The following is a 14,304-nucleotide window of genomic DNA, read 5'->3' as shown; positions in this document are numbered from 1 at the left end:
GGAGCGAATCACAAATGTTCACCACGAGACCGGAAATCAAAGGCACTTACGGCGTCGCCGCGAGCACCCACTGGCTTGCAAGCGCCGCAGGGATGGCGATCTTAGAGCGCGGCGGCAATGCGTTCGATGCCGCGGTCGCCATGGGTTTTGCCTTGCAAGTGGTGGAGCCTCATCTGAACGGACCCGGTGGCGAGGTCCCGATCATCTTCCATTCCGCCAAGACCGAGCGCGCCCAGGTGATCTGCGGCCAGGGAACCGCCCCGGCGGGTGCGACTATTGCGCACTACCGTAGCGAAGGCCTGGATTTGGTTCCCGGCAGTGGATTACTGGCAACAGTCGTTCCCGGCGCATTCGATGCCTGGATGATTATGCTGCGCGACCACGGCACACTCTCACTGGCCGACGTGCTGGGGCATGCTATTGCCTATGCTCAAGATGGCTATGCACTGGTGCCGCTAATCTGTCAGACCATCGAGCGCGTCGAGAGCCTCTTTCGCGATGAGTGGCACACTTCGGCCGATCTCTACCTGCCGAATGGCTCGGTACCGAAACCCGGCAGCCTTTTCAGCAATCCGGTCCTGGCCGGAACCTACCGGCGATTGATCGCGGAGGCGGAAGCCGCCGGGGGCAGCCGTGAGCAGCAGATCGAGGCGGCGCGCCGGGCATGGTATCAGGGCTTCGTCGCCGAGGAGATGGAGCGCTTCTGCAAGGCCGAGGCCGTCATGGATTCCTCCGGTGAGCGCCATCGTGGTGTCCTGACTGCATCGGATATGGCGGGCTGGCAGGCAACCTATGAAGAACCCGTGGGATTCGATTATCACGGCTACCGCCTGCTCAAAGGCGGTCCCTGGAGCCAGGGGCCGGTTTTCCTCCAACAGCTAGCGTTGCTTTCCGGGTTCGATTTTACGGAACTGGACCCGACCGGGCCGGATTTCGTGCATCTCGTCGTGGAAAGCGCAAAACTCGCCTTCGCGGACAGAGAGGCGTACTACGGCGACCCAAATTTTGTTGAGGTACCGCTAGAGACACTGCTGTCGAAAGAGTACAACGACGCGCGGCGCAACCTGATTGGAGACAATGCGTCGCTCGAACTTCGGCCAGGGTCGATCGCCGGGTTCGATGCGCGCATCGTGACGGGCAAGGAGCTGGACGATGATGACGACTTCGACGCCATGGGGGCGGGCGAGCCTACTGTCCAGACGAACGGCGAGAGCAAGGGCGATACCTGCCATATCGACGTAATTGATCGTTGGGGCAACATGGTCTCGGCGACCCCGTCGGGCGGATGGTTGCAGTCCTCCCCTGTGATTCCGGCGCTGGGCTTCGGATTGAACAGCCGCGCCCAGATGTTTTGGCTGGAGGAGGGCGTGCCGGCCAGTCTTGCACCGGGTAAGCGACCGCGTACGACTCTTTCGGTCAATCTGGCCTATCGCGACGGCGAGCCCTACATGGCCTTCGGGACGCCCGGCGGGGATTACCAGGATCAATGGCCGCTGACTTTCCTGCTGCGGCATATTCACCACGGTATGGGGCTTCAGGAAGCGATCGATTGCCCGATGTTTCAGACCGATCACATGCCCTCTTCCTTCTGGCCGAGGAGTGCCGATCTGGGGTCTTTGACACTGGAGGATCGCTTCCCGGATGCGACCGTGGCGGAACTGCGCCAGCGCGGCCATCGGGCGACGACCGTCGACGGCTGGTCGTTGGGGCGTCTTTCGGCGGCAACCCGGCAGGGTCGGCTATTGAAAGCCGCCGCAAACCCGCGGTTTATGCAGGGTTATGCAATCGGGCGCTAAAAGACGGGCGCTAAAAGAGGGGAGGAATCATCCCTGCGATGGTAAGGTATTCCCGCTGTGCGTTAAGCATTTCGTAAGGATAAAATTTTAAATTAGTTTAACGGAATTACCCATTTGGATGTGTAAATGCAGATATTGCACTAAGTTAGATGGGTAGCGAAAACACTGTAACCAAGGTTTGGTAAGATGAGCGGTAGTAGCAGGAGCGATGCCATCCAACAACGCTTGGGCCTCAGACGAAAGCCTGGGCAGGATGCTAATGGGGGTGAGCCGACACGGATGCCGGCGCCGCGGAAAATCCCATCGGAACCACGCAGCTTGGCGGACAGCGGACTTAGCAAGGCGCTGGTTGAATCGCTTGTTCTCAAGGCTCTGTTGCTGGGCAAGCAACCTACTGTCGCCAGTATCTCCAAGCGCTTGCTGCTCGCCTATCCCATCGTTGACAAGGTCATGGACGATCTCAAGGCGATCGGGCTCGTGGAGATATTGGGCTCGACCGGAAGTGGGGCCACCGATCAGTTTCGCTTTGCGTTGACCACGGCCGGTCGCTCGGCGGCCATTGAGAGCTACGAACACAACAAATACGCCGGCCCGGCACCGGTTTCCCTCGATGCTTTTCGAGAGCAGGTCATCGAACAATCAATCATGGGCGAGGCCATTCCGCGCGCCCGAATTGCGGAATGCTTTGACGATCTTGTGGTGCCGGATGCTCTGATTACACAGCTCGGCCCGGCCGTGAATTCAGGCCGTTCGTTGCTGCTTTATGGCTCGGCGGGAAACGGCAAGACCTCGCTGGCCGAGCGCATGGGGAAGATGTTCCAGAGTGATATCCTGATTCCCTACAGCATCGAAGTCGATGGCGAGATCATCAAGTACTTCGATCCTTCGGTTCACAAGATGGTGGATGAGCCGGAACCTGAGTCCAAGTCGATCATGCAGAAGCTTGCCATCGAGCGGGACGATTTTGACAAGCGATGGCTGCGTATTCGCCGTCCATTGGTCATCGTCGGCGGTGAGTTGACTCTTGAGATGCTGGATCTCCAACTCAACGAAAAAAGCGGATTCTACGAGGCTCCGTCGCATATGAAGGCGCTGAACGGCATCATGATGATCGACGATTTCGGTCGGCAGTTGGTGGCGCCGGAACATCTGCTCAATCGCTGGATCGTGCCGCTGGAAAAACGCATCGACTACTTGAAACTTCACACGGGCAAGACTTTCGAAATTCCTTTTGATGCGTTGGTGGTTTTCTCGACCAACCTGACGCCTAAGAAGCTGATGGATCCGGCGTTTTTGCGGCGCATTCCCTACAAAGTGAAGATCGAAGCCCCCGTCTTTGAGCATTTTGCTCAGATATTCAGGCGTTCCGCAGAGCAGGCCGACATCGCACTGGAAGAGGATACGATCCACAAGGTCGCGGCCTTCATCGAAGAACGTGGACTGCCTTTAGCGGCCTACCAGCCTAAGTTCATCATCGATCAGGTCATCGCAACCTGCCGTTATGAGGATATTGAGGAAGCCTGCGATCCGGAATTGATCGAACGGGCCTTGAGCAACCTGCACGCCGACTAAAGGCTTTTCAAGGCGGCTATCAAGCGTTCCAGGTCTTCCTCATCGTTATAGAGATGGGGTGTTACCCGGACCGACCGGCCGCGAACAGAAACAAAAATTTTCTCGGCCGCCAGACGCGCCGCTGTGCTGTCGGGCACCCCGTCAGGGAATACCAAACCCAAGAAATGCCCGGCTCGCCGTTCCTCGGGCAGCACTTTCAACCCCATTTCCTGACCGATCGCAGCGACGCGCGCGTTCTTCGCGCGCAGCTCGCTTTGAATCCACTCCGGCGTCCAGTCTAGGAGCTGCTCGACCGCGGCGATAGCGCCGGGCAGCAACGTGAAGTTAGCGCGCTCGCCAACGTCGTAGCGCACCGCACCGGGATCGTAGGCATCCACATAATCCGCCAACCGTGCAAAGGCCCGTGAATCCCTTCTGTTCATCGGGTTCTCTTCGATTGGCCGCCCGTTGTGATGGCGCGGTGCTGCGTAGAGGAAAGAGATGCTGTAGGGGCAATGCATCCACTTGTAGCCGCTGGTGACGAGAAAATCGGGTTGGATACGCGTCACATCGAAGGGCATGGCGCCCAGCGACTGGCTGGCATCGACCACGAGCAATGCGTTTTGCTTGCGCAGGGCGTTGCCGATCCGCTCCAAATCGACCAACGCGCCGTCCATCCAGTGATTGTGCGCCAGGCTCGCCAGCCCGACATCGCCGTCCAGCGCCTCGAGGATCGCCGAGGTCCAATCACCGTCGCCGGGCCGGGCAACGAAGCGCACGATGCCACCTTGGTCTTCAGCCAAGCGTTTCCAGGTATAGACGTTGCTGGGATACTCATCCTCCAGCAGCAAGATACTTTGGCCGCGCTTCAAGGTGATGTTGGCGGCGGCGGTCGCGATGCCGTAACTGGCTGAGGGAATCAGCGCGATGTCGGCAGCCCCTGCACCGATCAGGCGGGCAAATCCGCGACGCAGGCGGTCCGGTGGGTCAAAGAAATGATCCGGCGTGATGACCCAGGGATGAACTTCACTCTGAAGCCCCGCTTCAATGGCGGAACGGACGCTTTTCATCAAAGGTGAGACGTAGGCGCAGTTGAAGTAAGCAACATCGCGCGGAATATCAAAAAGCTCTCGCATGGTCCCTCTTGCCGATCTTGGAGGATGAAATCGCCCGGTATAGTGCGTCAGATTAAGTGTCGCTGGAACCCCGTCACGATTGCGAGCGGCTGCGTCCCCTGGCGCCGCCACGCCGCCTGGCCGTCACGGTCTGTCCCTTGGCGGCCTCGCGGATGAGCGTGACGAGCTTTGCGTGCTCGCCGCCATGATCTTCCACTGTGTCCAGGTGATAGTCGCGGATTACGGCGCGCGCGGCTTCCGCAACGTTGCTGTCCAGCCCTAAACGCAAAGTCCAGGCAAGGAAGACATCTGCGGCGGGACCTGGAAATTCAGAACCCATCGCCAGTGTTTGCTTAAGAATTCCCTGTGGGTCTTCGGGGGAATCATATTCCGAGATGTAGATCACCATTGCTCAGGCCGCCCTTTGGAAGACTGTGGCGCGATAGGGCGACCAGAACCGGTGCGTCCCATCTTCAAGTATTTCATCGGCCGCCGTATCGAAAGCAGCGCGAAGCTGCGTTTCGTGGCGCTGAAAAGCTTCCTGACGGGCCGGATCTATGGACAGAATATCAACCTTGAGGTCGGCAAAGCTTCGATAGTCGTTCGCGCTGGCATACTCTTTGCGCGCCGTCAGTTTGAACCCGGGAAGAGCAGCGGCGCGGCGCAGTGCCTCTTCCGCCTTGGCCCGCACGAAGGTTTCGTCGTCAACCGGTCGCATGAAGGTGAACCACGGGCCTTCAGCCAGCGGTTCCAGCACATAGAGCGTCCCGCCGGATTTCAGGCAACGGCAGGCTTCCATCAAGCCGGTGTCCATAAGCTCGAGCGGCAGATGATGCAACGAGTTGAAGAATATCACCGCATCCAGAGAGCCGTCCTCGAAGGGTAGCGCTTCCGCACCAGCTTGCAGGTACTGTTCATCACCGGCGGGGGAGACCGCTCTTGCACGTTCTAGCTGGCCTGGCTGAGGGTCGATGCCCACGGCCTTGGCCCCTTTGCGGGCAAGATAGCGGACCAGTCCGCCGTCGCCGCAACCGACGTCGGCCACATGCTTTCCCTCCGGCTGCACGAACTGCTTCAGGACTTCGGTATGGCGGCTGCGGGGTCGATCGGTCACAGGCTGCAGGTCTCCGTGTTGAGGTGACGCGGGATCGCAGTGACCTTAGCGTCAAACGTTCATCAGATTAAAGACCGGAAAGCATCGGCGAAGCGTTCCTTGAGGGCGACACGTTCTGGTGTCTTGCCGACCGTCAGGCGGACAAAGCGTCCTAAAATGGGGACACCCGGGCGGCGAACGAAAACACCCATCTCGTGGAGCTTGTGCACCATCTGCTGCGATCGGTCCTCACTACCGACGTCCAAGGCCACGAAATTGGTGAATGAGGGAATGGAGGGGATATTGAGATCGCGGGCCAGCGCTTCGTAGTCGTCGCGGCCTTTGGCAACGTCGGCGATGACCGTGGCAACGAACGCCCTGTCTCCAAGGGAGGCTGCCGCCGCCAGTTGCGATAATCTGCCTACGCCGAAGTGCAGGCGAATTTTATCGAAAGCGGCGATGGTATCCCGGCTGGCGATAGCATAGCCGATGCGCAGTCCCGCCATGCCGTGGGCCTTTGAGAAGGTTCTGAAACGAATGAGCCGTGGATCTTCGGCAATGACCGGCAGTAGATCCTGATCCGGAGCAAATTCGTAGTAGGCTTCGTCCAGGAGCAAGAGGCAATGCTGCGGCAAATCTTCGAGAATTTCCTCGACAGCGCTGCGGCCCAGGAACGTACCGGTCGGATTATCCGGGTTCGCAAGATAGAGTAGTTTGGCATTTTCGCGCCGGGCCAGATCAACCAGCGCCGCGGTGTCATTGTGGCAATCCGGTCTGTAGGGCGTGGTCAACAAGCGCGCGCCGAACCCGGCCACGTGGTAGTTGAAGGTCGGGTAGGCGCCCAGGGAGGTAACGACCGCATCGCCCGGGTCGCAATAAGCGCGCACTGTCAGTCCGAGAAGACCGTCTATTCCCTCGCCGACAACGATGTTTTCTCGGGCGATGGAGAACTCGGCCGCCAGTAACTCGCGAAGATCGAAATGTTCCGGGTCGCAATACCATGAAGCGCGGTCGGCCTCGCTGCGCAAAACGGCCATGGCCTTGGGTGACAGTCCAAAGGCGCTCTCGTTGGCTCCAAGCCGGACCTCGTATGGAGAGCCACGCATACGCTCCAGCGTTTCCGGCCCGACAAAGGGGGTGCTGGCGGGCAGGGCGGAAAGTATCTTCGAGAAACGGGCAGACATCGTTGCACTCTCCGGTATCTTGTCGAAACGCCCCGCCGCCTCTAGACGAGAGGGCTTGGTTCCAGTCTCATGTCCTGTCAGTTTCCTAGAGGAAACGGTGCCGGGGCAAGGAGAGAGAATGCTTCAGGAAGAATATAGCGATATCCGTGCGGCGGTCAGGCAGCTCTGCCAGGAATTCCCGGGTGGCTATTGGCGCGAACTCGACCGCGAGCGCGCCTATCCAACGGCTTTCGTCAAAGCGCTGACCGACGCGGGCTGGCTGGCCTGTTTCGTGCCGGAAGCCTATGGCGGTTCCGGGCTCCCGCTTTCGGCGGGCGCGGCGATCCTGGAGGAAATCCAGAAGAGCGGCTGCAACGCCAGCGCCTGCCACGCTCAGATGTACACCATGGGCACACTGTTGAAACACGGTTCGGACGCACAAAAGGAAAAGTGGCTGCCGGACATTGCCAGCGGTGCATTGCGCTTGCAGGCCTTTGGCGTGACCGAGCCGACGTCTGGCACCGATACCCTGAGCCTACGGACAAGCGCTCGGCGCGATGGGGATTACTACCGCGTCAGTGGTCAAAAGGTCTGGACCAGCCGAGCCGAGCACTCCGACCTGATGGTGCTTCTAGCCCGCACGACACCCAAGGAAGCCGTTGCCAGGAAGGGAGAAGGGCTCTCGGTGCTGCTGGTCGATCTGCGTGAAGCGCGACAGCAGAATGGTGGTAAGGCGATGGAGATCAGGCCTCTGCGGACCATGATGAATCATTCTTCGACCGAGATATTCTTCGATGATCTCAAGGTTCCGGCGGAGAACCTGATCGGCGAGGAAGGCAAGGGCTTTCGCTATATTCTCGATGGCATGAACGCGGAACGTATCCTGATCGCCGCCGAATGCATCGGGGATGCTCGCTGGTTTATCGAAAAATCCAGCGCCTACGCGGGTGAGCGTCAGGTCTTCGGCCGGCCTATCGGACAGAACCAGGGTGTCCAGTTTCCCATTGCCCGCGCCTATGCTCAAACCGAGGCAGCCAACCTTATGGTGCGAAAGGCCGCAGGGATGTTCGACAGCGGCCAACGCTGCGGAGCGGAGGCCAACATGGCCAAACTCCTTGCCAGCGAGGCTGCCTGGGCCGCGGCGGAGGCTTGTATCCAGACACATGGCGGGTTCGGTTTTGCCGAGGAGTACGATGTCGAACGGAAATTCCGGGAAACCCGCCTCTATCAAGTGGCGCCGATCTCCACCAATCTGATTCTCTCTTACATCGCCGAGCACGTGCTCGGCTTGCCGCGGAGTTACTGATTCATGCCCGGTCCCTTATCCGGCATTCTAGTCGTGGCTCTTGAGCAGGCCGTCGCCGCGCCCTACTGCTCGTGCAAGCTGGCGGAGGCGGGCGCGCGGGTGATCAAGGTCGAGCGTCCCGAAGGCGATTTCGCGCGCGGCTACGATCACGCCGTTATGGGTGAGTCTACCTACTTTGTCTGGCTCAATCGCGGTAAGGAATCCATCGCGCTGAACGTCAAGGACGATGCGGACCGCGCCTTGCTGGAGCGCATTGTTTCCAAGGCCGATGTCTTTCTGCAGAACCTGGGGCCGGGCGCGGCGGAGCGTTTGGGTTTCGGCGCTGAAGACCTGACGGCTCGTTACCCGAACCTCATCACCTGCTCGATTTCCGGCTACGGCGAGGAAGGGCCCTACGCCGCAATGCGGGCTTATGATCTGCTTGTGCAGGCCGAGAGTGGTCTAGCTTCGGTGACGGGCCGCCCGGAAGGCCCCGGCAGGGTCGGTGTTTCGGTTGTCGATGTCGGCACCGGCATGTATGCCTATCAGGCAATTCTGGAGGCGCTCATAGAGCGGGGAAGGACCGGCCGCGGCAAGGCGATTTCGCTTTCTCTTTTTGCTGCGATGGCTGATTGGATGACAGTGCCGTTCCTGCAGTGCAGGTATGGCGGCAAGGCGCCCGAGCGTGTCGGTCTGGCTCATCCCTCCATCGCACCCTACGGAGCCTTCGCGAGCCAAGAAGGTAAGTGGATCGTCATCTCCATCCAGAACGAGCGCGAATGGATGCGGCTCTGCGAGCAGGTTCTGCAGCGGCCGGATTTGCTGAAAGACCCCGCTTATGCGGGCAATGCGCAACGGGTGGCCAACCGGTCCGCATTGGACGCTTTGATAGCCGAGCATTTTGCCTGTTATGGCCTGGAGGAGCTTGCCGCCGCATTGGAAGCCGCACAGGTGGCCTTCGGTCGGGTGAGCGAGGTGCCGGACCTTCTGCGGCATCCGGCCCTTCGCGAAGTGATAGTGGAGACGCCCGGCGGTTCCGCCGCCATGCCGGCACCGCCGGCAAGTTTCGATGGACGGTTGCGGCAACCGGGCCCGGTGCCCGCGCTGGATGAGCAGGGCGAAGCCTTGCGCCGGGAGTTTTCCCTATGAGCCGTCTTCATCCCTATCCCTTCGTTTATCTGCGGCATGGCGAGACGGACTGGAACAAGGAGAACCGCCTGCAGGGCCGAACCGATGTGGCTTTGAACGCGAAGGGCATAGGTCAGGCCGAAGCGGCACGTGATGCCCTGGCGCACAGTGGCGTGACGGTGATTTACCATTCGCCGTTGGCGAGGGCGCGGCGTACGGCGGAAATCGTCAATGAAACACTCGGTCTTCCGATGCAAAGCGTCGACGAACTGCGGGAGGCCTCCTTCGGGGAAATGGAGGGTCAGATCACGGAGCGAGGTTCGGGATCATGGTATGAGGCTTGGCAGTCAGGCCATCACACGCCTGCGGGTGCCGAATGCTTCGAGGCATTCGTCTTCCGTGCCTTGATGGCGATCAATAGTTGCCTGCGAGACGCCCAGATTCGTGGCGCAAGACCCCTCATCGTTGCGCACGGCGGTGTATACTGGGCCGTTCGACGCGGCGCCGGCCTCACCTACGAGGGGCCCATCGCCAATGCCTTGGCTAGACTTCACTTGCCAACGGATGGGGCCAATGGCCTAAAGTGGCGGATAGAAGACCTGTCCAGCCGATCAGAGCAAGGAGCGCTCGCATGACCGAAGCCCTGCAGCAAGGGAACTGGACCGCCAAGCCGGAAGTAATCTCCGATCACGTGGACCTGATGCGCGCGCGTGCCCTGCAGGCGAGCCTTGATCTTGAGGAGCGCGCCTTTGAAATCGGCGATACCCTGCCGCCGCTATGGCACTGGCTTTACTTCTGGAAGGTCGCTCCCGACCATGCGTTGGGACCGGATGGGCATCCCGAACGCGGTGGCTTTTTGCCGCCGGTCGCACAGGCGCGCCGTATGTGGGCCGGCGGCCGTTTGATCTTTCATCGCCCTATACCGCTGGGCGTTAGGGCCGAACGCCGTTCCGAGGTGACCCGCATCGAGGAAAAGCAAGGCCGCAGCGGCCCGCTCACTTTTGTCACCGCGACCCATACCATCAGCGTCAACGGTATTGCCGCGGTCACGGAAGAGCAGGATATCGTTTACCGGCAACCTGCCGCCGGAGCGTTCGAACGACCGCCAGGCAAACCGCCGCAGGCGGAGCCGCGCTGGCAGCGCGAGTTTTGCGTCGACCCGGTGTTGTTGTTTCGCTACTCCGCCTTGACCTTTAATGGCCATCGCATCCACTACGATGCGGATTATGCCCGCGACGAGGAAGGTTATCCGGGGCTTGTCGTGCATGGTCCCTTGCTGGCCACGTTGGCGTTGGAGCTTTTTAGAGCCCACAATCCGCGTGCGCTGGTCACCGGGTATCGGTTTCGCGCACTGCGCCCTATTTTCGCGGGCGAAGGATTCACCGCCGCGGGCGCTGCGGACGGAGGCTTGTGGATCATCGATTCCGAAGGGCTCGTCGCGATGGAAGCCGAAGCGGAGAGCGAATCTTGAAAGATTGCGGCCCATTCTGGCTTCTTTTACCGGTGGCCATCCTATTGGGGATGATCGGGCCGGCCGCAGCGCAGGAAGAGCCGATTCCGCCGGATGACCGTTGGGGCCTCAGTTTGGTTTGGGAGAATGACACCGTTGCCGATACAGACCGGCATTACACCAACGGCGTCATGGCTTCCCTGTTGTCCCCTCAGAACGAGACCCTGGGGTTGCCTATCGAGCTCTGGGATGTCCTGCCCGGCCATGGAGAAGATGATAAGCGCCGCGTTGCCTTGCACGTCGGGCAGTCCATGTTCACGCCGGAGGATATCAGCGTTGAGGCGCTGATCCCTGACGAGCGCCCTTACGGTGGCTGGCTGCACGGCGGTATATCCCTGGTCTCCGAAACACGGAACCAACTACGCAGTCTGACGCTGGATCTGGGTGTGGTCGGCCCCTATTCCTTGGGTGACGAAACCCAGACCTTCGTGCATGAACTGGTGGGCGCGGGGGAACCGAAGGGATGGGGCAACCAAATCAAGAATGAACCTGCCATACTGGTCGCCTATCAGCAGAAGTGGCGCTTTCACAAGGCGCTGCTACCCGATTGGGACATCGGCGTCGACGTCATGCCGCATGTCACCGGTGCTGCTGGTAACGTCCATACCTTCGCCGGGGGTGGAGCAACCTTGCGCCTGGGCGCCGATCTACCCAGCGATTTCGGACCGCTTTTCAATCGCCCCGGTGAAGTGGGCGCCACTCTGTTCAGGCCGCAAAGAGGCTTTTCCTGGTATCTTTATGCCGGAACGGAGGGCCGTTATGTACTGCGCAACATCTTCCTGGATGGCAATACCTTTAGAGACAGCCATTCGGTAGACAAGAAGCCCTTTGTCGCCGATTTGCAGATGGGCCTGGCGTTGGAATTTCAGCAAGTGCGCCTGTCCTACAGCTTCGTCTTGCGCAGTCCGGAGTTCGATGAACAGGAAGAATCCGATCGCTTCGGTTCCCTGAATCTCACCTTCAAGTTTTAGGCTCTCGAGAAGGAGACATTACGGCCCAGGACTTCCGGGCCGAGTCACGGCTGAAAAAGCAGAGGAGAAAACGATGCCTTTGACATTGGACGCGGTTCGAACAATGGCGGAAAGCTACGCTGGAGCCTGGAGTTCCCACGACCCTGTTGCGGTTGCATCGTTTTATGAGGAAGGCGGCCGAATCACGATCAACCACGGTGAACCTACAATCGGTCGGGCGGCTATTGCGGAGGTTGCGCAGAGCTTTTACGACGCGTTTCCAGACCTCGTGGTCTATCTCGACGACATCAGGCTTGCAGGCAATGATGCGGTCTTTCTCTGGACGCTGGAAGGCATCAACAGCGGATCTGGGGGAACCGGTAATCGCGTGCGTGTCAGCGGTTGGGAGGCCTGGCGCTTGTCGGAGGATTGCCGGGTCGCCCAATCCATGGGTTACTTCGACGCGGTGGAGTACGCACGGCAGATAGAAGAGGGTGTATGACGGCTCAAAGGATCAACCCCATGACACCAACGGCACCGACGATCACCAACGCAAGGCCTTTGTAGAGAGCAGGAGAGGCCCCTCGATTGAACAGAACGGTACCGAGAAGCGTCCCTATCGCCAGAGGAATGACCATCAGGACGGCAAGCGCGGCAACCTGCAGGGTCAGCTTCCCGACAATGATCAAGCCGATGCACCCGATTAAATCGGTGAAGAGAAAGAATAGGCTGAGACTGCCGCGTATCGTGGCCGGTGTGTTACCGCCGGAAAGGAAAAACAGGATCACGGGCGGGCCGGCCATGCCACTAGCGCCGTTGGTGATTCCGGACAATGCCCCGGCGATCAAGGCGCCGCCTGTTCCGGGCATTTCTCGCCGCGGCTTCATTGCCATGACCACAACGGCCAAGAGTACGACAGCAGCGATGGTGCGCTGAAGCACCTCTGCCGGCATGACATCGAGTGCCCAAATCCCAATCGGCAAGCCGACGACCGCCGCTGGACACAAGGTTCTGAGCGTTCTCTTGTGCCCGGTCCGCAGCGCCTCGGGCATCATCTGCAAGGCGACGACCAAGTCCAGCAACAACAGCAGCGGCACGCCGACCTGGGGGCCATAGAGCCAGGCTAGAGACGGGGATAAAACCATCGCCGAGCCGAATCCCGAAAAACCGCGCACCAGCCCCGCGAGAACGACAAATCCAATGGCCAGGGGAAACTCAGGGTTTGTCAGGAAGGGCGAGAGATCAGGCATATAGAGATCTTCATACTTGATGTTGGGTCGTGTTGCACTTGGATTTGATCATTCACCTTAGCCGTCAAACTTTCATTCTGTTGGCGTGTGAAGCATGTTGACCAAGTCGTGAGTGGGAAATCATAAAAGAAATAAACATTTACCGCCATGATATGAGATGTAAAATTAGGAAGTTATATAATTGGGAAAGTTCGATGCACACATTGTTTACAATCGGCTACGAAGGAACCGATATTTCCCGGTTTCTTAAAACATTGAAGAATGTGGGCGTGACGGTTCTTGCAGATGTAAGGGCGGTGCCGGTCTCGAGGAAAAAAGGGTTTTCCAAAAACAGTCTTAGATCGTCCGTGGAGAGCGTTGGCATTGAATATTTGCCTCTGAGGCAATTGGGAGATCCAAAAGCAGGTAGAATTGCCGCCCGGGCAGGACGCTACGGCGAGTTTCGTGAGATTTATGAGAAGCACCTTGAACAACCGGACGCTGTAGAAGCGATAAAGGTGCTTGAGGGGGTTTCTATAGATAGGTCAACATGTCTTTTATGCTTTGAACGCGCGCCGGAAACTTGCCATCGATCTATAATTGCAGATAGAATTACACGCAAAGGTTTTTCAACCTTAAACTTATATGCCGACGATCCGGAACGTTATGTCCGCAACCCGATTAGTGTCTCAAGTTATAGTATTGGTCAAAGCGCTTCCGCAGCCGAGTAAAACCTATGGAGAAACGGTTTGCTGTGCAGGTGTAACATTGGATCGGCAATGGAAGCGACTTTATCCGGTAAGGTTTAGGCACCTGAGTGGTAGTCAGAGCTTCTCGCGTTGGGACCGGGTCGATTTCTCATATCGAATGCCGACTAATGACAGGAGGCGCGAAAGCTGCCACGTATATGAGGACTCGATCGCGATTGTCGGAAAGCTACCATTAGCGCAGCGGGCTCTGTTGTTGGAGCCGATTATGATAGATTCGATCCAACAAGCTGTTGCTAGCGACCAGTCGCTCGGAATTCTTCGCCCACGAAATACGCGTTTTATTATCAAGAAAAAATCCGTGACACGATTAGAAGATGAAAGAAAGGCGTTTCGTAGCGCTGCGAGGCAAACGCAGCTCTTCGATAAGTCGTTGGCGGAGTTGGAACCAAGCCCATATGATTTCAGGTTTGAGTTTTACGATAGCGATGGAAAGCACAACTATTCTAATGGCGACTGGGAAGCGCACGCGATGTTCTGGCGTGAACGCAACCGCACTAGCGAAGCTAGGGCGCTTCAATGGATGAATGAAACTTTCAATGAAGCCTATCCCCAGCGAGGTATGGCATTCGCTATTGGCAATCAGAAAAAGCGCCCGCAGACTTGGCAATTACTCGGCGTCATTCGATTAGATCACAATGAGCAGCTTGATCTAGATATCTAGCACTCACTGGGTTCTATAGAACTGTCAAAGCCTTTGAGAATAATTGATCATTT

General features: G+C 58.6%; 15 protein-coding genes and 1 pseudogene. 11 read left to right on the top strand and 5 right to left on the bottom strand.

Annotation, left to right across the window (positions count from 1 at the left end):
- Nucleotides 1-14 precede the first annotated feature (14 nt).
- On the top strand, nucleotides 15-1,796 hold the full coding sequence (locus FHR98_RS16185; protein WP_183417784.1) for a gamma-glutamyltransferase family protein: 1,782 nt from the start codon (nucleotides 15-17) through the stop codon (nucleotides 1,794-1,796).
- A gap of 186 nt (nucleotides 1,797-1,982) precedes the next feature.
- On the top strand, nucleotides 1,983-3,368 hold the full coding sequence (locus FHR98_RS16180; RefSeq protein ID WP_183417783.1) for a DUF8689 domain-containing protein: 1,386 nt from the start codon (nucleotides 1,983-1,985) through the stop codon (nucleotides 3,366-3,368).
- On the opposite strand, the gene FHR98_RS16175 is transcribed toward FHR98_RS16180, so the two are convergent.
- From FHR98_RS16175 to FHR98_RS16160, 4 genes are all read right to left on the bottom strand, one after another.
- Nucleotides 3,365-4,483 carry an aminotransferase class V-fold PLP-dependent enzyme gene (locus FHR98_RS16175; RefSeq protein ID WP_183417782.1) on the bottom strand — a complete coding sequence of 373 codons (1,119 nt, stop codon included), beginning with the start codon at nucleotides 4,481-4,483 and terminating at the stop codon, nucleotides 3,365-3,367. The genes FHR98_RS16180 and FHR98_RS16175 overlap by 4 nt on opposite strands.
- Nucleotides 4,484-4,556: 73 nt before the next feature.
- A complete protein-coding gene (locus FHR98_RS16170; RefSeq protein ID WP_183417781.1) occupies nucleotides 4,557-4,871 on the bottom strand; it encodes a hypothetical protein in 315 nt (104 codons plus the stop codon).
- Nucleotides 4,872-4,874: 3 nt separating this feature from the next.
- Entirely contained in the window at nucleotides 4,875-5,576 is a 702-nt protein-coding gene (locus FHR98_RS16165; protein ID WP_183417780.1) for a class I SAM-dependent methyltransferase, read from the bottom strand.
- 62 nt (nucleotides 5,577-5,638) lie between these two features.
- Nucleotides 5,639-6,739, bottom strand: a complete 1,101-nt coding sequence (locus FHR98_RS16160) for an aminotransferase class I/II-fold pyridoxal phosphate-dependent enzyme (protein WP_183417779.1) — start codon at nucleotides 6,737-6,739, stop codon at nucleotides 5,639-5,641.
- 118 nt (nucleotides 6,740-6,857) lie between these two features.
- Between FHR98_RS16160 and FHR98_RS16155 the strand changes: the two genes are divergently transcribed.
- The 6 genes from FHR98_RS16155 to FHR98_RS16130 all read left to right on the top strand — a co-directional run bounded on the left by FHR98_RS16155 (nucleotide 6,858) and on the right by FHR98_RS16130 (nucleotide 12,093).
- Complete coding sequence (locus tag FHR98_RS16155; RefSeq protein ID WP_183417778.1) at nucleotides 6,858-8,024, top strand: acyl-CoA dehydrogenase family protein; 1,167 nt, start codon at nucleotides 6,858-6,860, stop codon at nucleotides 8,022-8,024.
- A 3-nt stretch (nucleotides 8,025-8,027) separates the two neighbouring features.
- Nucleotides 8,028-9,152 (top strand): CaiB/BaiF CoA transferase family protein, encoded by a 1,125-nt coding sequence (locus FHR98_RS16150; RefSeq protein WP_183417777.1) that lies wholly within the window; start codon nucleotides 8,028-8,030, stop codon nucleotides 9,150-9,152.
- On the top strand, nucleotides 9,149-9,766 hold the full coding sequence (locus tag FHR98_RS16145) for a histidine phosphatase family protein (protein WP_183417776.1): 618 nt from the start codon (nucleotides 9,149-9,151) through the stop codon (nucleotides 9,764-9,766). The genes FHR98_RS16150 and FHR98_RS16145 overlap by 4 nt, the downstream gene beginning before the upstream one ends.
- Entirely contained in the window at nucleotides 9,763-10,602 is an 840-nt protein-coding gene (locus FHR98_RS16140; protein ID WP_183417775.1) for an HTD2 family dehydratase, read from the top strand. Before FHR98_RS16145 ends, FHR98_RS16140 begins: the two co-directional genes overlap by 4 nt.
- A complete protein-coding gene (locus tag FHR98_RS16135) occupies nucleotides 10,599-11,612 on the top strand; it encodes a lipid A deacylase LpxR family protein (RefSeq protein ID WP_183417774.1) in 1,014 nt (337 codons plus the stop codon). Before FHR98_RS16140 ends, FHR98_RS16135 begins: the two co-directional genes overlap by 4 nt.
- A gap of 73 nt (nucleotides 11,613-11,685) precedes the next feature.
- The gene (locus FHR98_RS16130) at nucleotides 11,686-12,093 is read left to right on the top strand and encodes a nuclear transport factor 2 family protein (protein WP_183417773.1); all 408 of its coding nucleotides are present in this window, start codon (nucleotides 11,686-11,688) and stop codon (nucleotides 12,091-12,093) included.
- 4 nt (nucleotides 12,094-12,097) lie between these two features.
- Here the strand turns inward: FHR98_RS16130 and FHR98_RS16125 are convergent, their stop codons facing one another.
- The gene (locus FHR98_RS16125) at nucleotides 12,098-12,841 is read right to left on the bottom strand and encodes a sulfite exporter TauE/SafE family protein (protein WP_183417772.1); all 744 of its coding nucleotides are present in this window, start codon (nucleotides 12,839-12,841) and stop codon (nucleotides 12,098-12,100) included.
- 194 nt (nucleotides 12,842-13,035) lie between these two features.
- Between FHR98_RS16125 and FHR98_RS16120 the strand changes: the two genes are divergently transcribed.
- The 3 genes and pseudogenes from FHR98_RS16120 to FHR98_RS16715 all read left to right on the top strand — a co-directional run bounded on the left by FHR98_RS16120 (nucleotide 13,036) and on the right by FHR98_RS16715 (nucleotide 14,251).
- The gene (locus FHR98_RS16120; RefSeq protein WP_183417771.1) at nucleotides 13,036-13,551 is read left to right on the top strand and encodes a DUF488 domain-containing protein; all 516 of its coding nucleotides are present in this window, start codon (nucleotides 13,036-13,038) and stop codon (nucleotides 13,549-13,551) included.
- Nucleotides 13,466-13,705: pseudogene (locus tag FHR98_RS16870) on the top strand (DUF8758 domain-containing protein); the annotation flags it as partial. The gene FHR98_RS16120 and the pseudogene FHR98_RS16870, both read left to right, overlap by 86 nt.
- Before the next feature lie 90 nt (nucleotides 13,706-13,795).
- A complete protein-coding gene (locus tag FHR98_RS16715; protein ID WP_246377951.1) occupies nucleotides 13,796-14,251 on the top strand; it encodes a DUF8757 domain-containing protein in 456 nt (151 codons plus the stop codon).
- Nucleotides 14,252-14,304: the final 53 nt, after the last annotated feature.

Source organism: Limibacillus halophilus (assembly GCF_014191775.1).
GTDB lineage: Bacteria > Pseudomonadota > Alphaproteobacteria > Kiloniellales > CECT-8803 > Limibacillus > Limibacillus halophilus.
This window is presented reverse-complemented; position numbering and strand designations above follow the sequence as displayed.